The 22,474-nt window shown below is 70.0% G+C and carries 21 protein-coding genes; 20 read left to right on the top strand and 1 reads right to left on the bottom strand.

Annotation, left to right across the window (positions count from 1 at the left end; all coding sequences use genetic code 11):
• Window positions 1-171: 171 nt before the first annotated feature.
• The 12 genes from RB608_RS16585 to RB608_RS16530 all read left to right on the top strand — a co-directional run bounded on the left by RB608_RS16585 (window position 172) and on the right by RB608_RS16530 (window position 11,788).
• Window positions 172-1,737 (top strand): acyl-CoA mutase large subunit family protein, encoded by a 1,566-nt coding sequence (locus RB608_RS16585; RefSeq protein ID WP_308089150.1) that lies wholly within the window; start codon window positions 172-174, stop codon window positions 1,735-1,737.
• Entirely contained in the window at window positions 1,734-2,549 is an 816-nt protein-coding gene (locus tag RB608_RS16580) for a cobalamin-dependent protein (RefSeq protein WP_308089149.1), read from the top strand. Before RB608_RS16585 ends, RB608_RS16580 begins: the two co-directional genes overlap by 4 nt.
• Window positions 2,546-2,923, top strand: a complete 378-nt coding sequence (locus tag RB608_RS16575) for a MaoC/PaaZ C-terminal domain-containing protein (RefSeq protein WP_308089148.1) — start codon at window positions 2,546-2,548, stop codon at window positions 2,921-2,923. Before RB608_RS16580 ends, RB608_RS16575 begins: the two co-directional genes overlap by 4 nt.
• Window positions 2,920-4,524: a class I adenylate-forming enzyme family protein gene (locus RB608_RS16570; RefSeq protein WP_308089147.1), complete on the top strand. Its 1,605-nt coding sequence runs from the start codon at window positions 2,920-2,922 to the stop codon at window positions 4,522-4,524. Before RB608_RS16575 ends, RB608_RS16570 begins: the two co-directional genes overlap by 4 nt.
• Window positions 4,521-5,126 (top strand): TetR/AcrR family transcriptional regulator, encoded by a 606-nt coding sequence (locus tag RB608_RS16565; protein ID WP_308089146.1) that lies wholly within the window; start codon window positions 4,521-4,523, stop codon window positions 5,124-5,126. Before RB608_RS16570 ends, RB608_RS16565 begins: the two co-directional genes overlap by 4 nt.
• Complete coding sequence (locus RB608_RS16560; protein ID WP_308089145.1) at window positions 5,119-5,937, top strand: alpha/beta hydrolase; 819 nt, start codon at window positions 5,119-5,121, stop codon at window positions 5,935-5,937. The genes RB608_RS16565 and RB608_RS16560 overlap by 8 nt, the downstream gene beginning before the upstream one ends.
• A gap of 205 nt (window positions 5,938-6,142) precedes the next feature.
• Window positions 6,143-7,705, top strand: a complete 1,563-nt coding sequence (locus RB608_RS16555; protein ID WP_308089144.1) for a class I adenylate-forming enzyme family protein — start codon at window positions 6,143-6,145, stop codon at window positions 7,703-7,705.
• 11 nt (window positions 7,706-7,716) lie between these two features.
• Window positions 7,717-8,766 carry an ABC transporter substrate-binding protein gene (locus tag RB608_RS16550; RefSeq protein WP_308089143.1) on the top strand — a complete coding sequence of 350 codons (1,050 nt, stop codon included), beginning with the start codon at window positions 7,717-7,719 and terminating at the stop codon, window positions 8,764-8,766.
• Between the two features lie 12 nt (window positions 8,767-8,778).
• Complete coding sequence (locus RB608_RS16545; RefSeq protein WP_308089142.1) at window positions 8,779-9,618, top strand: ABC transporter ATP-binding protein; 840 nt, start codon at window positions 8,779-8,781, stop codon at window positions 9,616-9,618.
• Window positions 9,615-10,478: an ABC transporter permease gene (locus RB608_RS16540; RefSeq protein WP_308089141.1), complete on the top strand. Its 864-nt coding sequence runs from the start codon at window positions 9,615-9,617 to the stop codon at window positions 10,476-10,478. The genes RB608_RS16545 and RB608_RS16540 overlap by 4 nt, the downstream gene beginning before the upstream one ends.
• A 48-nt stretch (window positions 10,479-10,526) precedes the next feature.
• Window positions 10,527-11,129 (top strand): TetR/AcrR family transcriptional regulator, encoded by a 603-nt coding sequence (locus RB608_RS16535; protein ID WP_308089140.1) that lies wholly within the window; start codon window positions 10,527-10,529, stop codon window positions 11,127-11,129.
• A 29-nt stretch (window positions 11,130-11,158) separates the two neighbouring features.
• Window positions 11,159-11,788 (top strand): TetR family transcriptional regulator, encoded by a 630-nt coding sequence (locus tag RB608_RS16530; protein ID WP_308089139.1) that lies wholly within the window; start codon window positions 11,159-11,161, stop codon window positions 11,786-11,788.
• A gap of 15 nt (window positions 11,789-11,803) precedes the next feature.
• On the opposite strand, the gene RB608_RS16525 is transcribed toward RB608_RS16530, so the two are convergent.
• Complete coding sequence (locus RB608_RS16525; protein ID WP_308089138.1) at window positions 11,804-12,406, bottom strand: PaaI family thioesterase; 603 nt, start codon at window positions 12,404-12,406, stop codon at window positions 11,804-11,806.
• Window positions 12,407-12,737: 331 nt separating this feature from the next.
• Here RB608_RS16525 and RB608_RS16520 point away from each other — a divergent pair, with 331 nt between their 5' ends.
• The 8 genes from RB608_RS16520 (at window position 12,738) to RB608_RS16485 (ending at window position 22,473) form a co-directional block, all read left to right on the top strand.
• A complete protein-coding gene (locus tag RB608_RS16520; RefSeq protein ID WP_308089137.1) occupies window positions 12,738-13,901 on the top strand; it encodes an ABC transporter substrate-binding protein in 1,164 nt (387 codons plus the stop codon).
• Between the two features lie 7 nt (window positions 13,902-13,908).
• The gene (locus RB608_RS16515) at window positions 13,909-14,781 is read left to right on the top strand and encodes a branched-chain amino acid ABC transporter permease (protein ID WP_308089136.1); all 873 of its coding nucleotides are present in this window, start codon (window positions 13,909-13,911) and stop codon (window positions 14,779-14,781) included.
• A gap of 1 nt (window position 14,782) precedes the next feature.
• Entirely contained in the window at window positions 14,783-16,486 is a 1,704-nt protein-coding gene (locus tag RB608_RS16510) for an ATP-binding cassette domain-containing protein (protein WP_308089135.1), read from the top strand.
• Between the two features lies 1 nt (window position 16,487).
• Complete coding sequence (locus tag RB608_RS16505; protein ID WP_308089134.1) at window positions 16,488-17,210, top strand: ATP-binding cassette domain-containing protein; 723 nt, start codon at window positions 16,488-16,490, stop codon at window positions 17,208-17,210.
• A complete protein-coding gene (locus RB608_RS16500) occupies window positions 17,210-18,442 on the top strand; it encodes an acetyl-CoA hydrolase/transferase C-terminal domain-containing protein (RefSeq protein WP_308089133.1) in 1,233 nt (410 codons plus the stop codon). The genes RB608_RS16505 and RB608_RS16500 overlap by 1 nt, the downstream gene beginning before the upstream one ends.
• Window positions 18,443-18,509: 67 nt before the next feature.
• Window positions 18,510-20,156 carry a class I adenylate-forming enzyme family protein gene (locus RB608_RS16495; RefSeq protein ID WP_308089132.1) on the top strand — a complete coding sequence of 549 codons (1,647 nt, stop codon included), beginning with the start codon at window positions 18,510-18,512 and terminating at the stop codon, window positions 20,154-20,156.
• Between the two features lies 1 nt (window position 20,157).
• Complete coding sequence (locus tag RB608_RS16490; RefSeq protein WP_308089131.1) at window positions 20,158-20,859, top strand: enoyl-CoA hydratase/isomerase family protein; 702 nt, start codon at window positions 20,158-20,160, stop codon at window positions 20,857-20,859.
• A gap of 36 nt (window positions 20,860-20,895) precedes the next feature.
• Window positions 20,896-22,473: a methylmalonyl-CoA mutase family protein gene (locus RB608_RS16485; RefSeq protein ID WP_308089130.1), complete on the top strand. Its 1,578-nt coding sequence runs from the start codon at window positions 20,896-20,898 to the stop codon at window positions 22,471-22,473.
• Window position 22,474 lies beyond the last annotated feature (1 nt).

Raw genomic sequence — 22,474 nt, 5'->3', positions numbered from 1 at the left:
GGAGGACCGCAAGGCCTGCTTCGTGACCGAGAATCTCGGCCAGATGAGGCACCCTGAGGATTGACAAGCGGGGCCCGCGCCTCCTTCAATGAACGCATCCAATTTTGCGGCGCCGCAAGAACCGCGCTCACCGTCGCCGCAAGTGACGCGCACGACTTGGGACGGACAGCGATGAGCACCTACGAGAAGTACTCCGAGTCGGGTTTCCCGATCAAGCAGACCTACACCGCGGCTGACTGGTCCACGGACCCGGACGAGGCGCTCGGTTTGCCCGGCGGCTACCCCTACACCCGCCACGTGCGGCGGGCGGGCTACACGGACCGGCCGTGGGCCCCGAGCCTCTACGCCGGATTCGGCGACCCCTCCGATGCCAACGCCCGCTTCCAGCACCTGCTCGCCAACGGCAACGGCCGGGTCAGCATCGCGTTCGACCTGCCCACCCAGCTCGGGATGGACTCCGACGATCCCCGCGCGCAGCACGACGTCGGGCGGGTCGGGGTCGCCATCGACTCGCTCGCTGACTTCGAGGAGCTCCTCGAGGGCATCCCGCTGGAGCAGGTCCCGGTGACCATGAACATCAACGGCATGTCGCCGGTCATGACCGCCATGCTCACCTCGGTCGCTCGCAAGCAGGGGGCTGACTTCGCCAAGCTGCGCGGCACCGTCTCCAACGACATCCTGCACGAGTTCGCCAGCCGTGGTCTCTACGTCTACGACGTGGAGACCTCGCTCGACTGGTGCATCGAGACCGCCGACTTCGTGCTGCGCGAGATGCCCAACTTCTTCGCCTTCAACGTGCGCGCCGCCCTCCTGCACGAGACCGGAGCCAACCCGGCCCAGGAGATCGGCTACTCCTTCGAGATCGCGGCCTGCTACATCGAGGCGCTGCTCAAGCGAGGCCTCGAGATCGACCAGATCGCCCCACGCCTGTCGCTGTTCTTCGCGACCAGCCAGATGATCTTCGAGGACGCCGCCAAACTGCGCGCCGCGCGCCGGATGTGGGCCAAGCGGATGGTGGAGCAGTACGGCAGCACCGACCCGCGCAGCCAGGGGCTCCGGATGACGGCCGTCGCCTGCGCCGGCAGCCACTTCACGCGCGAGGAGCCGACCCTCAACCTCGCTCGCAGCACCCTCGGTGTCCTCGGCGCGGCGCTCGGTGGCGCTCAGACCATGGTCGGCACCGCCATCGACGAGGCCTTCGAGATCCCCACGCAGCACACCCAGGACCTGGCCCTGGGCGTGCAGCGGATCGTGGCCAAGGAGAGCGACGTGTGCGTCACCGTCGACCCCCTGGGTGGCTCCTACTTCGTCGAGTCGCTGACCGACGCGACGGAGGCCGCCGCCAAGGCCTGCGGGCGGGAGGTGCACGAGTGGGGCGGCATCCTGCGCGCCCTCGAGGACCAGCAGGTCCAGGACGCGATGCGCGAGCGCGCGTTCCGGATCCACCAGGAGATCGAGTCGGGCGAGCGCACGGTGGTGGGGCGCAACGACATGCCGGTCGAGGCGGAGGAGGTCGACGTCCACCACTCCGACGAGACCGTCCTGCCGCGCCGCGTCGCCGCCCTCGAGAAGGTCCGGTCGACCCGCGACCAGGCGACGGTCGACGCTGCCCTGCGGAAGCTGCGCGAGGTCCGGTTCGGCGAGGACCCGGTGATGGAGGTGCTGGTGGAGGCCGTCGAGGCCTACGCGACCATCGGCGAGCTGCGCGAGGCCATGCGTCGCGAGGAGCGTGCATGAGCGCCCACGTGCCCCGGGTCCTGATGGCCAAGCCCGGCCTGGACGGACACGACCGCGGCATCATCGTGGTTGCGCGGGCGCTGCGGGACGCCGGCGCCGAGGTCATCTACACCGGGCTGCGGGCCGATGCGGAGGCGATCGCCCGAACGGCGACGATCGAGGACGTCGACGTCGTCGGTCTCAGCATGAGCGGAGGGGGACACGTCGGGCTGACCCGCGACGTGATCGCCGCCCTCCGCGCCGCGACGGGTCGCGACGATCTGGGCGGTATCTCGGTGATCGTCGGCGGCAACCTCCCTGATCGCGACGAGGAGACGATGATCGAGCTCGGCGTGGCGCGGGTTTTCGGCCAGTCCGAGCCCCTGCAGGCGATCGTCGACTTCGTGGCGAGCTTCGCCGACGTGCCGTCCCCCGCGTCCCGGCCGCTGCTGACCCTCGATCAGCTCTGGCCCGGCCGTGTCATCGGGCCGCAGCTGCTCACCATCGACGAGGCGACGCTGTCGTCGTACGCCGCGATCGCGGGCACCGAGCACAGCGGCGACGTCCCCGAGGGGCTGCTCGGCATGCTGGCTCGCCGTGCGTACCTCGCCGAGCACGACATGCCGCCAGGCGGGGTCATGCTCGGTCAGGACCTCGCCTTCTTCGCCCCCGTGCCGCGCGACGCGGAGCTGGAGCTGGTCGCCGAGATCGAGGAGGTCGGTGAGCGCAAGGGCCGGCCCTATGTCCGGATCCGCTCGGTGGTCCGCCACGACGGAGCCGAGCTCGCGGCCATGACCACGCACGCCGGGTGGCCCGGAAAGGTGTCCGCATGACCGTCCTCGCCTCCGCCGAGCGCCGCTTCTCCCAGGCCGACCTGGACGGGTGGGCCGCCTTGAGCGGCGACTGGAATCCGCTGCACACCGACGCCGCCTATGCCGCCGGCACCCACTTCGGGCAGACCATCACCTTCGGCCACCTGATCCTCACCTGGTTGACCTCGCTCGCCGGCAGGCTCACCGACGACGGCACCCTGGCCGGCACCACGATCACCGGGCTGCGCTTCAAGGCGCCCGTCTTCACCGATCGCGACTACCGGGTGCTCGCGCTCAGCGGTGACCAGGGCATCCGACTCGAGGTCCGCGATGCCGAGGACGACCACCTCTGCTCCGAGGCCGTGCTCGACCTGAACGGACGAGGGGCCGCGTGAGCAGTACCGTCTTCCAGGTGCTGACATCGCCGGACCCGCTACCAGCGGACCTCCCCACCACGCCCCGGGAAGCGCTGGAGCGCGCCTGTCGGCTGTGGGGCGAGGACCACGTGGTCTACGACTTCCCCGAGGCCGGCGAGACGATGGATCTCGCCGGCCTCCGGGCTGCCGCCGAGGCGTGGGCCGGGGTTCTGCACGGTCTCGGGGTCGGCCCGGGCGACCGGGTCGCGATCTGCCTGCCCGGGCATCCGCTGTGGCCGGTCCTGCAGAACGCGTGCTCGATCGTGGGCGCGTCGTACGTCGGCGTCAACGTGAAGTACCGCGGTTGGGAGATCCGGCGCCTGCTCGACGCGGTGCGGCCGACGGTGCTCGTCGCCGGACGCGACGCCACGAGCGAGACGTGTGTCGACACGCTCGTCGAGCTCGCGAGCGAGGCCTCGGTCCGGACCGTCTGGGTCGGCCCGGGCGCGCCGGACGGCACGACCCCGGCCGACAGCCTCGTGTCCGCGGCCGCTCCCGTGCCCTGTGCTGAGGCTGTCGCCCGAGCCGGGGACGTCGCGCTGATCCAGTTCACCTCCGGCTCGACGGGGGCGCCGAAGGCCGTTGCTCACACCCACGCCCAAGTGCAGCTGACGGCGCGCAACATCAGCGCGATGGCGGGGTACGACGAGAGCGACGTCGTCTTCAGCGCGCTGCCCTTCTACCACGTCGGTGGCTCCATGTGCACCGGTCCGATCGCGGTCGTCAGCGGCGCCCGCGTGGTCATCCCGCGCCGGTTCTCGGCGACCGGCTCGGTGCGGACCATGATCGACCGGCAGTGCACGGCGACCCAGGGCCATGCGGCGATGTTCACGATGCAGATCGAGATCGTCGCCCGGGACGGCCTGCGGGACCGGCTCGCGCTGCGCAAGGGCTGGACGGCGTCACCGCCCGCCGTGATCCGACAGATCCACGACGTCCTCGGCATCGAGTCGATCATCCCGGCGTACGGCATGAGCGAGTGCGGGATGACGATCGGCGGGCGCGTCGACGATCCGCTCGAGAAGCGGATCAACACCGTCGGCCGACCCACGCCGGGCGCGCTGGTGCGGATCGCCGATGTCGGGCTGGACGGCGTCGGCGAGCTCCAGCTCGGAGGACCGCCGGTGATAGCGGAGTACCTCGACGATCCCGACGCCACCGCCGCCTCCTTCACCGAGGACGGCTTCCTGCGTACGGGCGACCTGGTGCGCGTCGACGAGGACGGCTACCTCGTGTTCGCCGACCGGCTCAAGGACATGATCAAGCCGGGAGGCGAGAATGTGTCGACGACGGAGGTCGAGGCCTTCTTGATGTCGCTGCCCCACGTGGTCGGCGCGTCGGTGGTCGGGGCGCCCGACCCGGTGCTGGGCGAGGTGCCGGTCGCGTTCGTCCAGGTTGACGCGTCCGTGGACCCGGACCGGATCATCGACGCCTGTCGTGCCGGGATCGCCAGCTTCAAAGTTCCTCGGTGGGTCGAGCTCGTCGCCGACTTCCCCGTCATGGCGACCGGTAAGGTCGACAAACCCGCGCTCCGCGCGCGGGCCCGGGAGAGGTCCCCAGTCAAGGAGCGACGCGCATGACCAGCAGCAGCGAGGTCCGAGAGGTCGGTACCCGCAACCTGACCGCCCAGCAGATCATGGACACGACGGTCGAGTTCTTCGCCGCGAACGGCTACCTGGGGACCAAGCTCGACGACGTGGCGGAGCGGCTCGGCGTCACCCGGCAGGCGCTGTACTACTACTACAAGCGCAAGCACGACATCCTCTTCGCCATCTGCGACGACCTGCTCACCAGCCTGCACGCCGCCGTCCAGGACGCCTCCGACGTGGCCGACGGACCGGCCGAGCGGCTCAAGCTGATGCTGCAGGCCTACACCAGCGTGGTGGCCGCACGGCCCACCTACAGCGCCGTGGTCACCCGCGACTTCACCTTCCTGCCGCCCAAGGAGGAGCGTCTGATCCGCCACCAGCGGCGGGCGATGACCGACCTGTTCCTCGAGGCGATGGAGGACGCGGTCGCCCAGGGCGTCGCCAAGAAGGTGCCGCCGGAGATCTCGGTGTCCCTCATGCTCGGTGCCGCCAACTGGGTCTACCGCTGGTTCCGGCCGTCGGTGGCGATGTCGGCCGACGATCTCGCGGTGGTGGCTGCTGACATCTTGCTGGAGGGTGTTCTGGTTGGCTGAGTCCCCGGCCCCGATCGCCTACGAGCTCGACGACTTCTCCCCGCCGTGGGAGTCCGTGTCACCCGCCGTGCTGCTCCACGGCTTCGCCCGCAGTGCGGAGTTCTGGCGGGGCTGGGTGCCGGTGCTGTCCGACGCCCGCGCCGTCGTGCGGCCCGACCACCGCGGGTGCGGTCGATCGGCCGGGCTGGCGCCGTCGTCGTACTCGACCGGGATCCTGGTGGGTGACCTGATCGGGCTCCTCGACAGGCTCGGCATCGAGCGTGCTCACCTGGTGGGGGAGTCCTCGGGTGGCCTCGTCGCCGCGTACGCCGCCGCCTGGCACCCCGACCGTGTCGCCTCGGCGACCCTGGTGTCCACGCCCGTGCGCCCCGCCGGGCACGATGCGTCGGTCAAGTCCGCGGGCTTCGACTCGACCGAGGACGCCTTGCGGACCGTGGGCCTGCGCGGGTGGTGGCTGGAGTCCCGGCGTCGTGGGGGTGAGCTCGCCGGTGATGCGAGGGACGGCTACTACGCCGACCAGGCGGCCCGTACGCCGGTCTCGTCGGCGTTGGCGATGTGGGACTGGATCCACGACCCCGCCATCGATCTGATGGAGATCGCGACCGACCTGACCCCGCCGGTGCTGTTGGCGACCCCGGGGTCGAGCCATGGCACGACGGTCGACCAGCAGCGCGCCCTCGAGGCAGCCCTGCCCGACGGCCGGATGCACCTCTTCGAGGGCTTCAACCACGAGATGTACTACCTCCGCGCGGCAGAGGTCGCCCGCGTCGCGGCCGCGTTCATGGCCGAGTGCGACGAGCCGCGCGGCTGATCCGCTGCGTGGCCCGCCTGTCTCGACCGTTTGCATCGGCGCAAGCGTTGTCCATCGACGCCTTCGGTCTGAGATCGGCGATATAGCCGCATCCTCGGGAGATCTGACGGCCGAAGACTCTTGACCTGTGACCCAGGTCTCTGCTTCAGTTCGGGTATCTACTTGCGCGGCAGCAAAACGCTGAGGTTCTGACAGGAGGTGCGGGGTGAACGGGAACGAGGCCCTGCCGCGCTCGCTGAGCGAGCTGCTCCACTGGCGTCGGGCCCACGCCGCGGGGGCTCGGGTGATCGACCAGGACGGGCGGGTCCGGGTCGCGGACGACTGGCTCGAACGCGTGCCCCGCATCGCGGCCGGTCTCCATGCGGACGGCGTGCGCCCCGGCGACCACGTCGCGATCTGGGCACGCAACAGTGTGGCCTGGCTCGAGCTCTGGTTCGCCGCGTCCTGGCTGGGCGCGGTGCTCGTTCCGCTCAACCACCGCATCGCTGCCACGGAGTTGGCGTACGTCCTGGCTCGCGGGGACGTGCGTCGCGTCTACTGGGAGCCGCTCGGCGTGCTTGCGGACCAGTCGGCACTGGAGTCCGTCGTGCCCCCGGGCTGTGTCTCGCGTCCGCTGGTGGGTGGACCGGGCGCGGACCCGTGGGCCGACCTGGTCCGCTCGGAGCCGATCTCCTCCGTCGAGGAGCCCGACGCCGTCGGCGTGGTGATGTTCACCTCCGGCTCGACCGGCTTCCCCAAGGGCGTGATGCTGCGGCCGTCCGCGCTGATCCGCAACGCCGCAGGGCTGGCGCGTGCCTGGCAGGTCGACGGTCGCGACACCGTCCTGTGCGCGAACCCCCTGTTCCACAATGGGGGAGCGGTGTTCTCGCACCTGGTCTCCGTGCTCGCCGGCGCCGACCTGGTCGTCATGCGCCACTGGGACCCGGCCGCTGCCGGAGACCTGATCCAGAGCCACCAGGTCACGGTGTTCCCCACCATCGACACCATGCTGCGCGACCTGCTCGCCCTCCCGGACCAGAGCCGGCTGCAGTCCCTGCGCGTCGCCAGTACCGCGGGGTCCCGCACTCTGTTCGAGGCCATCCGCGATGCCTGGGACTGCCGGCCGTCCAACGTCTTCGGCCTGACCGAGACCTCGCCGAACGTCTGCGTGGGCGACCTCGCCGACGACGACGAGACCCGCCTCACCTGGGTCGGCCGCCCGCAGCCGGGACTGGAGGTCGAGTTGCGTGACACCGACGGAACGGTCGTGCCGGCCGGATCGATCGGTGAGATCCACGTCCGTGGCTGGGCGGTGACGCCGGGCTACTACGGCGATCCTGAGGCGACCGCGGAGGCGATCGGCGCCGACGGATTCCTGCGGACCGGTGATCTCGGTGTCTGGTCCCCGGACGGACTGCTGGCCTACGCGGGCCGGCTCAAGCGCATGGCCAAGAGCGGAGGAGAGAACATCTCCCTGCTCGAGGTGGAGGAGGAGATCCGGACCTACCCGGGTGTCGCGGACGTCGGCGTCGTCGCCGTTCCTCATGACCGGTACGGCGAGGCGCTGGTCGCCTACGTCACCGGATCGCTCGATCCCAGCGAGGCGGAGGCGCTGATCGCGTATCTCCGCGAGCGGATCGCGCACTACAAGGTGCCCCGGCGGGTGGTCGTCGCGGCCGGCCTGCCCCGCACCGGCAGTCAGAAGGTCGACTACGTCGCCCTCGTCCAGCGGGCTCGGGACCACCGGCCCGCTTCGCTCTCACCCTCGACGGCGATTCCCACGCCCTAAGGAGACAGCACGTGCTCAGAACCAAGATCGTCGTGGCACTCGCGGCCCTTGCCGTACTCGCGTCGGCATGTGCCGGTGGCACCGACAGTGCGAAGAAGGAGGACGGCAGCTACGTCATCAAGTACATGCAGGCCTCCGACTCGTTCGCCTACCTGCCGTTTTTCGTCGCCCTCAACGAGGGCTACTTCGACGGCGAGAACGTCGAGATCGACCGCCAGCCGAACGTCGGTCAGTCGGCCGAGGCGGCCCAGGCGGTCTCGACCGGCGCTGTCGGCATCGGCTCGATCGGCACGACCGGTGCCTACGCGGCCGAGTCCAGCGGCCGCGACCTGGTCGGCCTGGCGACGATGACCAAGCAGAGCCTGATCGAGGTCGTGCTCAGCGCGAAGGCCGCCGACAAGGCGGCCAAGGCCGGAGTCACGCCGGATTCCCCGATCGAAGACCGGATCGACGCGCTCAAGGGCCTCAAGATCGCCATCGTCCCGGAGGGCTCGATCTCCCGGGTCCAGTTCGAGGCCGCGCTGCGCGAGTACGGTGTCGACCCCGACAAGGACGCCACCCTGCTGCCCATCCAGGACCCGGCGGCGCTGGTCGCGTCGGTGCGCGAGGGCCAGGCCGACGCCTTCGTGTTCACGCTGCCGAACACCCGGCAGGCCGCGGCCGACGACTTCGGGGTCACCTGGATCAGCTACCCCCGTGGTGACGTCCCGGTCCTCAAGGACCAGTACCTGATCGACATCGTCGCCACCAAGGCCTACGTCGAGAAGAACAAGGAGGCCGTCGAGGCCTTCATGCGGGCCATCTGGAAGGCCGTCGAGCTGATCAAGTCCGACCCGGACAAGGCCAGGGCGGCCGCGAAGGAGTCCTTCCCCGACATGGAGGACGCCATCTTCGACCCGGCCTTCGACGCCAGCGTCGCTGCGTTCACCGACGGGCTCGTTCCCGAGGAGGCCGGCTTCCAGGCGACCTTCGACCTGTTCAACGGCACCTTGGACAAGCCGACGGAGCTCGACTTCGCCACGGCCTACGACACCGAGATCGTCGAGTCGACCCAGCCGTAGAGGAGTCCTGACATGTCCATCATCGGCACAGCGGCGCGAACAGAGACGACGGATAGCCCGAGCGCGCAGGCCGCGGCGATCTCGTTCCGAGCCATCTCCAAGGTGTTCGTCACCCCGGACGCCGACCAGTTCACCGCGATCCACGGCATCGACCTCGAGGTCGAAGCGGGGAGCTTCGTCTGCATCGTCGGTCCCAGCGGCTGTGGCAAGAGCACGCTGCTCAACATGACCGCCGGCCTGCTGCAGCCGTCGTCGGGAGAGGTCCTCTATCGCGGCGCGCCGATCAAGGGCGCCAACACCGACGTCGGCTACATGACGCAGAAGGACAACCTCCTGCCGTGGCGCACGGTGCGCAAGAACGTGCTGCTCGCCCTCGAGATCAGCAAGACGGTGCCCGTGCGGCAGCGCAAGGAGCGGGTCGACGCGGTCCTGGCCGACGTCGGGCTCGGCAGGTTCGCGGACCGCTACCCGGCCGAGCTGTCCGGGGGCATGCGCAAGCGTGTCTCGCTGGCGCGCAGCCTGGTCTACAGCCCGCGCACGCTGCTGATGGACGAGCCCTTCGGCGCACTCGACGCCCAGCTGCGGCTCGTGCTCCAGGAGCAGCTGCTCGAACTGTGGGAGCGCGAGCGCAAGACGATGCTCTTCGTCACCCACGACATCGAGGAGGCCATCCTGCTCGCCGACCGGGTCGTCGTCTTCGGCACCAACCCCGGCCGGATCGTTCACGTGGAGGAGATCACCCTCGAGCGTCCCCGCAGCCTCCTCGAGCTGCGCCAGTTGCCCGAGTTCAACCAGATCTGGTCGCGGCTGTGGTCGCTGATCGGCTCCCACGAGACGAAGGAGGAGCAGTGAGCGCGCAGGCGGTTCTGACTCCCACTCCCGCTCTGGACACGGCGAAGGCGGTTTCCGAGCAGCGGCGCCGGAAACGGATCTCCTTCCTGATGGTCAACGGCGCCCGGCTGGCGGTCGGTGTCGCCCTCATCGGCAGCTGGCAGGTCTTCGCCGGCAAGCCGGGATCGCGGGCCCTGGTGCTGATCGACGAGTACTACGTCAGCCGTCCCACCGACATCTGGGACTCGCTGGTGAACTTCGTCGAGACGGGTGTGCTCTGGCCCAACGTGTGGGTGACCGTGCAGGAGATGATCCTGGGCTTCGCGGTCGGTCTGCTGCTCGGCCTCCTCGCCGGCTTCGTGGTCGGCAGCAACCGCTTCGTCAGCGACGTGGCCATGCCCTATGTCAGCGCGCTCTACAGCGTGCCGCGCCTGGCTCTGGTGCCGCTGTTCCTGCTGTGGTTCGGCCTGGGGCTGACCTCGAAGGTCGCCTTCGTCGGCATGCTCGTCTTCTTCCTCGTCTTCTACAACACCTACGCCGGTGTCCGCGACGTCGACAAGGACCTCGTCAACACGCTGCGCCTGATGGGCGCCGGGCGGTGGACCATCGTCCGGCGCGTCACGATCCCCTCCGCGATGACCTGGATCCTGGCCGGCCTGCGCGTGTCCGCGCCGTACGCGCTCGTCGGCGCGGTCACCAGCGAGATGATCTCCTCCAACGAGGGCCTCGGCTACATGCTCACCCGGGCATCGGGACAGTTCGACACCTCCGGCGTCTTCGCCGCCATCGCCGTGATGATGGCGCTCGCCATTGTCGTCAACGGACTGGTCGCCGCGGCCGAGCGCTACTTCCTGGCCTGGAAGTCGCGCGGGGAGGCGTGAGGTGGGGACCCTCGAGGTGGTGACCGGCACGGGTCCGGTCCGGTCGCCGTGACCGCGCCGGTCAGGGCAGAGGGGCCCCGACCCCTCACGGCGCAGCAGATCAAGGACACCGCGGTCGAGTTCTTCGCCGCGAAGGGCTACCACGGCACCAGCCTGGACGGAGTCGCGGAGGAGCTCGGCGTCACCCGTCCGGCGCTCTACTACTACTTCTCCCGCAAGCACGACCTGCTCGCCGCGATCTGTGACGACCTCCTCGACCACCTCAGCGCGGAGGTCGAGGAGGCGAGTCTGAGCGCGGCCGACCCGGTCGAGCGCCTGCGGGCCATGATCCGGGCCTACGTCTACTGCGTAGCCACTCGACCGACGTACTCCGCCGTCGTGACACGGGAGTTCACCTTCCTCCCCGCCGCGGAGGGCAGGCACGTGCGGCAACGGCGCTGGGCGATCACCGAGGTGTTCCGTGAGGCCATGGACGACGCGATCGCCAGCGGCGCCGTCACGACGGTGTCGGCCCGGGCCACGGTGTCGCTGATCCTCGGTGCCGCCAACTGGGTCTATCGCTGGTTCGACCCCGCGGACGGGCTCAGCGCCGACGACCTCGCCGACTTCGCCGCCGGCATGCTGCTCGACGGCATCGCCGGCTCGGCATGAGCGCGGGACATCGACGGGTGTGATGCTCCTTGCCTGAGCTCAAACGCTCCACGTCACCCGGGCGGGAGGCCCCGCCCGGCCGGGTGACGGGTACGACGCGGGAGGACATCCTGCAGGCGGCGATCGTGGCCTTCTCACGCAACGGCTATCGCGGCACCAACCTCCAGGACGTGGCCGGCGAGCTCGGTGTCACGCGGCAGGCGATCTACTACCACTACCGTGACAAGCACGCCATCCTGCTGGCGATGTTCGAGTCCTTCTTCGACCGCCTGAGCGACGCAGTGGCGACGGCGCGCGAGGCGGAGAGCGATCCGACCCTGAAGTTCGACCGGATCCTCGTCGCCCATCTGGTGACCGTGGCGGCCGCGCCGGAGCTGTCGGCCGTGTTCACCCGTGACTACAAGAACCTGAGCCCCGAGGCGAGGTCGGCGATCCACAAGCGACGCCGGATGTACCAGAAGGTGTTCGTCGCGGACTTCGAGGTGGCGCAGGCGGCGGGACGCTTCCGCACCGAGCTGCCGGCCCACACCACGGTCTCGCTGATGCTGGGCGCCGCCAACTGGACCTTCCGCTGGTACGACCCGGCGTTCGCCCGGCAGACGCCGGAGGAGCTGGCCGCGCTGGCGCTCGATCTGTTCCGGCGCGGCCTGGACGCGTAGCCCCGGGCCCGGACGCTACACGTCGGCGGCCGGGCCTCCGCTGAGCACCCGGCCACCGCGGATCGCGTGGGTGCTCGTGCCGACGGCGACCTCGACGTCGTCGGCGGTGACCTGCACCTCCGCCATCGCGAGCGTGCGCCCGCGCCAGCGCACGGTACCCCGGGCGAGCACCAGCGGCCCCGGGGCGGGGATGCCGCACAGCATGTTGACCTTGAGCTCGACCGTGGCGCACCAGTACGACGCGGGCAGCACGCTCAGCACGGCGGAGGCCATGGCGGCGTCGGAGAGGGCTGCGATCACGCCACCGTGAACGGTGCTGGCCAGGTTGGCGTGCCCTGCCGTGGCGGACATCTCGAAGACGACCTCGCCCTGGTCGGCCGAGCGCAGCCGGTAGCCGAGGGCGAACCACGCCGGCGGGGACGGCAACCGCCCCGCGACGGTGGCCTGCAGGCGTTGCAGGCCGCTGAGACGCGCGAGATCCAGGTCGAGGTCGCCACGCAGGGGCGGCGCGGTCGTGCTCGTGGCCAGCGCGGCGGCATGCCCGGCATGCCGCCCGGCGGCGGTCGAGGAGGGCGATCTGGCGGAGGGAACCCGACCCGAGGGAGGACTGGGGGTCATGGGGAGCTCCCGAAGCCCACAGATGTTTGCACACGAGCAAATTATCATGGGCGATCGAAGGGCTCTTTCGGTCAGCGGAGAAGTGTCTGGCTTGGTGCTTCAGGGGAGCACGGATAGACGATTTCAGGCGTACTGCCGGTTGTCTTGGCCCGAGACGTCGGCAATCGGCGAAAGTCTGGCCGACGCTCTTGACGACAGTCGACAACCGGGCCTAACTTACTTGCGGGCAAGCAAGGTGACGGCCATCACGAACGTCGAGCACCCTCGTCGCCCCGTCCACTCGGACCATCACGGAAAGTTCTGCGCCCAGGGCGCGGAGAGGAGAGATGCCATGCGCAAGGTCTTCAGCGCCATCGTCGCGTCGACCGTTCTTGCAGCGGGGTTGACTGCATGTGGCTCGGATTCGGGGAGCTCGGATGAGGTCGAGATCGGGATCCTGATCCCGCAGTCCGGGGACGCGGCGGTCACCGGAAGGTTCATGACCGACGGCGCGATGGCAGCGGTCGAGGAGATCAATGCCGCCGGGGGCATCAACGGCAAGAAGATCGACGCCAAGATCTACGACACGGTCGGCGACCCGCAGAACGGGATCAACGCCTACAAGAAGTTCACCAGTGACGGCGGCAAGTTCGCCATCGTCGGGTTCAGTGCCGTGGTCACCGCGATCGGTCCGCTGGCCTCACGGGAGGACGTGCTGCTCGTCAACTCGGGCGCACCGCCGTTCGACGCCGAGGCGATGGGGTCGCACACCATCCACACGCTCAACGGCCAGGACCACGAGATGCAGTGCGCCGCGGACTACGCCTACGACACCATGGGCACCCGCAAGCTCGGCGCCATCTTCGCCGACATCGCCGCCAACCGGGCCGGGGTCGAGTCGCTCTCCAAGGACTTCGAGGAGAAGGGTGGCGAGGTCGTCGGGGCCGAGAGTGCGCCGCAGGGCAGCTCCGACTTCCGCTCGGTGCTCACCCGGCTGAAGCGGACCAACCCGGACACGGTCTACGTCTACACCTACGGCTCGGACCCGGGGAACATCCTCAAGCAGATGAAGGAGCTCGACTTCGACGCCAAGACGTTGATGTACTCCGGTGCTGCCGTCCCGCAGACCATCGAGGTCGGTGGCGCGGCCGCCGAGAAGTCGCTCTACACCGCCGGTCTCTTCGACCCGAGCAACACCGACCCGCAGACGGCGGCGTTCCTCGAGGCCTACAAGAAGGTCGACCCCGACTCCGACCCCAGCTCGCTCGGGTTCTACAACGCCACGCTGTACGACGGCGTCAAGATGCTCGCCAAGGCGATGGAGTACGTCGACGACCACGGCGGTGACATGAACGACCCGAGGACCGTCGAGAAGGCGTTCTACGAGGTCAAGACGTTCGAGGCGGCGACCGGCACGGCAACGTACGAGGAGGGCGACCCGATCGCCCGCAAGCCGTTCCAGGTGCTCGAGGTCCAGGGCGGCAAGTTCCTCCCGATCGACACCGTGGAGTGCTGAGGCAGCCATGGGTCAGATCCTGGTCAACGGCGTCTCCCAGGGCGCGCTCTACGCGCTGCTCGCGCTCAGCTTCTGGGTGATCTTCGCCGTGACTCGCACCTTCCATCTCGCGCACGTGGCCGTGCTCAACGTCGCGGCGTACACCCTGTACTGGGTGTTCGTCGAGGTGGGCGCCGGCCTCGTCCCCGCCATCGTGGCGGCGCTGGTGATGGCGGTGCTGCTCGGCGTCCTGATCGAGACCCTGGTCTACCAGCCGATCCGGCGCAGTGGCGGCGACGGGATGCTCCTGTTCGTCGCGGCGTCGGCCTTGCTGACCATGTCCCAGGCGTCGTTGGCCTTGATCTTCCAGGAGAACGCGCGTGGGCTGGAGGACGAGGTTCCGGCCCCCCTGTTCCGCAACGCGCACCTCACCGTCACCCGGTACGACGGCGCGATCGTCGTCCTCGTCGTCGTGCTCGGCGCCGCCGTCTGGTGGCTGATGACCCGGTCGAGGTGGGGCCGCTCGATGCGGGCGGTGCAGGGCAACCCCGAGCTGGCCGGCTACTTCGGGATCCCGGTGGGCCGCGTCTACCAGTTGAGCTTCGCGATCGGCTCGGCCCTGCTGGTGCCTGCCGTCGTGGTGATGGCGATGCGCTCGGGGGTCAACCCCGACATGGGGTTCAACCCGGTGCTGATCGCGATCATCGCGGTCATCGCCGGCGGCACCGAGCGGCAGTCCGGCGCGATGCTGGCCGGGCTGTTCCTCGGGATGCTCGAGAACCTGATCCTCTACTGGATCAGTTCCGAGTGGCAGACGATCGTCACCTTCGCGGTGCTGGCGGTCGCACTCATCGCGCGGCCGTCCGGCCTGCGCTCCGCAGTCCAGACGAGGGTGGGTTGACATGAGTCCCTACTGGTTGGGTGTCATCACCCAGGTCCTGGTGTTCGCCGCCATCGCCAGCTCGTACAACCTGCTCCTCGGCTTCAGCCGGCTGTTCTCGGTCGCGCAGGGCGCGTTCGTCAGCTTCGGCGCCTACGCCATCGGCATCGGGGTGCTGCGCTACGAGTGGTCGTGGACCTTCGCCTGTCTGGTGGGCATCGGCCTGGCCGCGGTGGCCGGCCTGCTCGTCGGCCTGCTCTCGATGCGGGTGTCCGACGACTACCTCGCCATCGCCACCTTCGCTCTGCAGATCGTCGTGACATCGTCGCTGGACAACTTCCACGACCTCACGGGTGGGTCGTACGGGCTGCCCGGCGTCCCGGTCGCCGAGGTCTTCGGGCTGGCCTTCGACACCCCGTGGATGTCGGTGGCCTCGGCCGCGGTGGTCCTGGCGATCTGCTTCGAGGTCAGCCGTCGCATCGCGTCCTCACCGTTCGGGCTGGTGCTGCGCGCCTCCGGGCAGGACGAGGGCGCCGCGCGCGCCCTGGGCAAGCGACCCGCCGCCTCCAAGGTCGTCGTCGTCGCCCTGTCGGCCGCGCTGGCTGCTCTCGCCGGAGCGGTCTACGCCAGCTATCTCGGCTACATCCTCCCGAGCACGTTCGACATCCACTTCTCGATCCTGCTGCTCTCGATGGTCATCATCGGTGGCTCGGGCAGCCTGATCGGGCCGATCGCCGGTGCGACGCTGATGATCGCCCTGCCCGAGGTGCTCAACAACCTCGGTGCGACCAGCAGCACGGTGGTCTACGTCCGTGAGTTCTTCTTCGGCGTCGTGCTCCTGCTGGTCATCGTCGTCCTGCGGCGCGGCATGTTCGTGCCCCGTCGCAGCCACGACACGGCGGCATCGACCGTGCCGGTTGCTCCCGAGGTCCCCGCCGGCGCTGTCCTCGAGGCGCGGGGGCTGTCGGTCTCGTTCGGTGGCATCAAAGCGGTCACCGACGTCGATCTCACCCTCCGTCCGGGATCCGTCACCGGGATCGTCGGCCCCAATGGCGCCGGGAAGACCACCCTGTTCGACCTGGTGACGGGTGCGCAGGTTGCCCAGACCGGGTCGGTGAGCATCGACGGCGCCGTCAAGGACGACCGGGGGATCAGCGGTCGCGCACGGGACGGACTGCTTCGCTCCTTCCAGGGACTGCGGCTCTTCGCCGAGCTGAGCGTCCTGGAGAACGTGATGGTCGCGGTCCCGCTCGGTCGTGACGAGACCATGCTGACCGCGCTGCTGCTCCGCCGTCGTACCCGTGCCGCGCAGCGTCGCGCTCGTGCCGAGGCGCTGGCGGTGCTGGAGGACGTCGGTCTCACCGACGGACTCGACCGCCGAGCGCGGGACCTGTCGTACGCCGAGCAGAAGCTGCTCAGCCTGGCCCGCGTCATCGCGGCCCGGCCGAGCGTGGTCATGCTCGACGAGCCGGCGTCCGGTCTCGACCCCGCCACGCTGCAGCGGATGACGACGCTGGTCCGCCGACTGGCCGACGAGGGCCGGAGCGTCTGCATGGTCGAGCACAACACCAAGGTCCTGGCCGAGCTCTCCGACGAGATGGTCTTCCTCCACCTCGGCCAGGTGCTGGCGGTGGGTCCGCCGGAGGAGATCACGACCGCGCCGGAGCTCGCCTCGATCTACTTCGGCGTTGCCGACGACGCCCCCGACTCAGAGAAGGTGGTGTGACATGTTGGCCGACTCGACCCCAGCCACCCAGCCGTCCGGATCCGCCGGGCAGCCGCTGGTCCGGCTGGACGGCATCGTCGCCGGGTACGGTGCGTTCGACGTGCTGCAGGCCGTCGACCTGACTGTCCGCGACGGCGAGCTGCTCGGCGTGATCGGCCACAACGGGGCCGGCAAGTCGACGCTGCTCAAGGTGATTGCCGGCTTCCTCCCGCCGCGGTCGGGGCGGGTCGTCTCCGGAGCGGACGGCCGGGGCCTGCGCGTCGGCCTTGTTCCCCAGGGCCATGCGGTCTTCACCAAGATGACCGTGGCGGAGAACCTGCAGGTCCCCGAGCTGGCCGCCCGGCGCGGGGCGCCGCTGATCCCGGTGGACGAGATCCACGACATGTTCCCGATTCTCCGGGACCGCTCGACGCAGGCGGCCGGCAACCTGAGCGGCGGCGAGCAGCGGATGCTGTCGATCGGGATGGCGCTCCGGCTCGGTCCCGAGCTGCTGCTCCTCGACGAGCCGTCCCTGGGACTCGCGCCGCTGCTGGTCAAGCAGATCATGGAGGCCGTCGACGAGCACCGGCGCCAGCACGGCTACACCGTCTTGATCGTGGAGCAGAACCTCGACGTCCTGCTCACCCGCGCCGACCGGCTGGTCGCGATCCGTCAGGGTGCCATCGTCTGGGACGGCCGCCCCGCCGACGTCGAGGACATCCGCGGCCTGTGGGAGCACTTCTGATGGCGACGACGATCGGCGCGGCGCAGGCCCTCGAGCGGCATGTCGCGCCCGGACACAAGGTCCTGCTCGGTACGGCGGCGGGCGCCGCCACGACGCTGCAACGGCAGCTCGTCGACCAGCAGGAGCGGCTCAGCGGACTGCGTCTCATGGGTGGGATGCAGTTGGGCGGCTACGACTTCATGCCGGCCGTGCGTGAGGGGCGGTTCACCTACGACACCTGGCACGTCACGACTCCGGTGCGGGACGATGTCGCGACCGGCCAGGTCGGCTTCCACCTGGTGCGCGGCGGAGCCGTTCCCGGCCTGCTGCGCCGGCTGGCGCCCGACGTCTTCCTGACCACGGTCTCGCCACCGGTCGACGGCCAGGTCAGCTTCGGTGCCTCGGTCAGTTATGCGCTGCACGCCTGCGAGCACGTGCCGACGCTCATCGCGCAGGTCAACCCCGACATGCCGCGCACGCGGGGCAACGCGCTGGTCCCGGTGGAGCGGTTCGCCGCGCTCGTCGATGCCGAGGACCCGCTCCCGCAGCACCGCGGCGGCGAGCCGTCGGAGCTCGAGGCCGGTATCGCCACGACCATCCGTGACCTGATCCCGGACGACGCGACGGTCCAGATCGGCCTCGGTGGCGTGCCGGAGGCGCTGGTGGCGCACTGGGGCGACGACCCGCCGCCGGGGCTGCGGGTCTACGGCATGGGCGTGGACGGCATGGTGCCGTTGCTGGAGAGGCTCGGCCGTCCAGGGGCGTTCGTCGGCGGCGAGCTGCTCGGCACCGACGCTCTCTACGGCTACGCCCACGAGCAGCCGACGATCCAGCAGGTCTCGTTGGGGGAGATGCTCTCGGTGCCGGCGATCGCGGCGATTCCCCGGTTCGTCTCCGTCAACAGCGCCATCGAGATCGATCTCTCCGGCCAGGTCAACGCCGAGTGGGCGGGAGGCAAGCAGGTCAGCGGGCCGGGAGGCTCCTTCGACTTCCTCGACGGCGCATCGCTGTCCGACGGCGGCGTGTCGATCTTCGCGATGAGGTCGACCGCCCGTGGCGGGACCGTGTCAACGATCGTGCCGCGCCTCGGTCCGGGGGTGCCGGTCACGACGCCGCGGCACGCGGTGCAGGTGATCGTCACCGAGTACGGCGTCGCCGACTTGCGCGGCCTGACCGTGCGGCAGCGTGGGGAGGCGTTGGTCGCCATCGCCGATCCCCGGTTCCGCGACGAGCTCGCGGCCCACCTCGGGTAGCACCGTCTCGGGCCCCACCCCCCCCATCCGATCCGTCCGGACCGACCACTCAAGGAGGCACCGTCCGATGCACGCGACAGAGGTCGACGTCGTCGAGGTCCCGGCACACCCCGAGCTGTGGGACTACAGCGAGGCCGACTGGCCGCACCTGACCCTCCACGGAGCGCTCGACCGAGCCTGCGAGGAGCACGGGCCCGCCACGGTGGCGTGGAGCTACGTCGACGAGGGCGTCGACCTCACCCTCGGCGCGGCCCGCGAACGGGCGCGTGACTGGGCGTCGTCCATGGTCGCGGCCGGCGTACGCCCCGGTGACCGGGTGGCCGTGTGTCTCGGCGCCACGCACCTGTGGCCGATCGTGCAGCTCGCGATCGGACAGTGCGGTGCGGCCATCGTCAGCGTCAACATCCGCTACCGCACGCACGAGCTGCGTCATGTGCTGGCGACCTCGAAGCCGACGCTCGTGCTCACCTCCGGTGACACCGACCGTCTCGCACTGGCGACCCTGGTGCGCGACACCGTTGCCGACGTCGCGGGGGAGACCCGGTCCCCGGCGGCCCCGGTCGTCGTCGTGGACGGCGCCGTGCCGGACGGCTGTGTCACCGACGACCGGTTCCTGGCAGTGCGCGACGACGAGACGGCGGCGACCCGGCGGGCCGCGGTCGGTGTCGAGGACACGGTGCTGATCCAGTTCACGTCCGGGTCGACGGCGGCACCGAAGGGCGTCGAGCTGAGCCACGACGCGGTGCTCACCACGGCCTTCCAGGTCGGCCGGGCGGCCGGCCTCGGTCCCAGCGACGTGGTCTACAGCGCCTTGCCCTTCTACCACGTGGGCGGCTCCATCTGCACCGGCGTCGCGCCGTACGTCGTCGGCAGCCGGATGGTCGTGCCCCAGCGGTACGAGGCGCTGGGCTCGGTGCGCCAGATGATCGACCACGCCTGCACGGCGGTGCAGGGGCATGCCGCGATGTTCACCATGCAGATCGACGCGGCCCGCGACGCGGGCCTGTTGGCGGAGCTGCGGCTCACCAAGGGCTGGGCCGCGGCACCGCCGAGCGTGATGCGCCGGATCGCCCACGAGATGGGGATCGCCGGCGTCGTACCCGTCTACGGCATGAGCGAGTTCGGCCTGATCGCCGCAGGCAGCCGGCTCGAGGCGCTGGAGGCGCGGGTCGCGGACATGGGCTCCCCGCCGCCCGGCGCGGACGTCCGGGTCCGCTACCTGCCCGGCGAGGAGATGGGCGAGATCGAGGTGCGGGGACGGCAGATGCTCAGCCGCTACCACGGCGCTCCGGAGGCGACCCGGCTGGCGCTGACCGCCGACGGATGGCTGCGCACCGGCGACCTGGCCCGGCTCGGTGCGGACGGTCGTCCGACGTTCGCGGGCCGGGCGAAGGACATGATCAAACCCGGCGGTGAGAACGTCTCGGCGGCTGAGGTCGAGGAGTTCCTCGTGACCCACCCGGACATCGCCTCGGCGGCGGTCATCGGGATCCCGGACGACCGGCTCGGCGAGGCCGTCGCGGCCGTCATCGCGACCCGGCCGGGCAGCCGAGTGGACCTCGCGGCGGTGCAGGGGTTCTGCGAGGGCGCCATCGCCAGCTTCAAGACGCCGAAGGCCGTCTTCGTCGTCGATGCGCTGCCGATCTTCCCGAACGGGAAGGTCGACAAGCGGTCCGTACGCAATCGATGGGGACAGGGAAAGGAAACGAACTGAGATGGCACTGGTGGAATCGTGGATCCGGCCTGACGGCGCGGGGGAGCTGCGTCTCAACTTCCCCGAGAAGCGCAACTCACTGAGCCACGCGCTGGTCGACGAGGTGGCCGAGGCGATGGACAAGTGGGAGGCCACGGACGTCGAGGTCGCGGTGCTGTCGGCCGTCCCGCCGATCTTCTGCGCGGGCAACGACCTGGTCGAGGCGCGCACCGACCGCCAGAACGCGGCCGCCGACAGGATGGTGGAGCTGCTCCTGGAGCGACCGATCTTCTGGATCATGGCGGCCTCCGGCCCCCTGCTCGGCGCAGGTGTGACCGTCGCGGCGATCACGCCGGTGGTGATCGCCGACGAGAATGCGTGGCTCGCCCTCCCGGAGCGGGAGATAGGTCTCTTCCCGGCAGGTGTGCTGACCTACGTCGAGGACCAGTGGGGCAGCCGGCGATCGCTGGCCCTCGGGCTGAGCGGCGAGCGGATGTCGCCCACCGAGGCGGTCCAGCGCGACGTCTACACCGAGCTGGTCGAGAGCGGTCGCCTCGATGAGCGAGTCGACCACTGGTGCGCACTGGCAGTGGAGCGCCCGCAGGTCACCCGCGCCGCGCGTCGCACCTGGCAGGGCCGGTTCAGCTCCTCCGCCGCGAGCGAGCGCGGCGCCTTCCTCAAGGAGGTCCTCGACTCACAGTCCTTCGACAACGAGGTCGGCTGACGTGCGCCTCGTTCCAGCACAGCGAAAGGAACTCCGATGAGCATCTCTGCGGACAGCCACGAGCGGGGCTACTACGTCCCCGACGACGTGGACACGACGTCGTACGACGAGGCCCGCCCCGGGGAGTTCCCGTTCCGGCGGGGCATCCACCCGGACATGTATCGCAAGCGCCTGTGGCGGATGCGGCAGTACGCCGGCTTCGGAGGACCGGAGGAGACCAACCAGCGCTGGAAGGAGCTGATCGCTCGCGGTCAGCACGGCATCAGCGCGGCCTTCGACCTGCCGACGCAGCTGGGCTTCGACTCCGACGACCCGCGTGCGGGCGACGACGCCGGCCGCCTGGGGGTGGCGGTGGACACCCTCGACGACTTCATCGCCCTGTTCGACGGCATCCCGCTCGACAGCACGGCGGCGACCTTCAACATCAACTCCTCCAGCGCCGTGATCTACGCGATGCTGCTGGAGACCGCGGAGGCGCAGGGCGTCTCCCTGGACGAGCTCACGGGCACGCTGGCGAACGACCCCCTGATGGAGTTCGTGGCGCGCGGTCTCTACCGCCTTCCTCCGGACGGGGCGATGCGGCTGATGGCCGACACCTTCGCCTACTCGCTGGAGAGGACGCCGGCGTACTACCCCGTCAACCTGAGGGGAACGTTGGTCTACGAGGCCGGCGGATCGGTCGTCCACGAGTTCGCCTTCGCGTTCGCCGCGGCATGTGCCTACCTGGACGCGGTCCGCGAGCGTGGTGCGGACATGGAGGTGGCCACGGCCAAGTTCTCCTACCTGTTCTTCTCCGACTCCAACCTGCTGGAGGAGGCGGCTGCGTTCCGCGCCGCCCGGGTGCTGTGGGCGGAGTTGGTCCGCGACAGGTACGGCGTCGCGTCGCCGTCGGGGCAGCGACTCCGGTTCTCCGCCGCGATCGGCAACTTCAACCTGCGCGCGCAGTACCCCGAGCTCAACCTCGTCCGGAACACCCTGGGGGCCCTGGGCGCGGTCCTCGGCGGCTGCCAGGCGATGCTCGTCGCGGGCATGGACGAGTCCTTCGCCATCCCGTCGGAGTACTCGTCGTTGCTCGGCCTTTACACCCAGCAGGTCATCGCCTACGAGTCGAAGCTGACCGAGGTCGTCGACCCGCTCGGGGGCAGCTGGTACGTCGAGGCGCTGACCGACCGCCTGCTGGCGGAGATGCGTGCGCTGCTGGCGAAGGTGGAGGAGGCGGGCGGTGCGGTCGCGGCGCTCGCCGAGGGCCTGATGCAGCGGGCGATCACCGATGCGGCGTACGAGTACCAGGTCGCGGAGGAGAGCGGCGAGCGGATGGTCGTCGGCGTGAACACGCCCGGCAGCCCGCCGCTGGAGGACCCCGACTTCGACCTCCACGAGCACGACAACACGATGGTCGACCGCAGGCGGACGGCGCTCGCGCAGCACCGGGCGCGCCGGTCGGCCGGCGACCTCGAGACCGCCCTGAAGGAGCTCGCTGCGGCGCTCGCCGCATCGGACAACATCATCGACCCGATCCGCGTCGCGCTGCGGAACGGCGCGACGATGGGGGAGATCATGACCGCCTGCGTCGCGCGGTACGGCGAGTACGACGAGCCAGGGATGGTGATCTGAC

Origin of the sequence: Nocardioides sp. LHD-245 (assembly GCF_030929495.1) — a bacterium.
GTDB lineage: Bacteria > Actinomycetota > Actinomycetes > Propionibacteriales > Nocardioidaceae > Nocardioides.
This window is presented reverse-complemented; position numbering and strand designations above follow the sequence as displayed.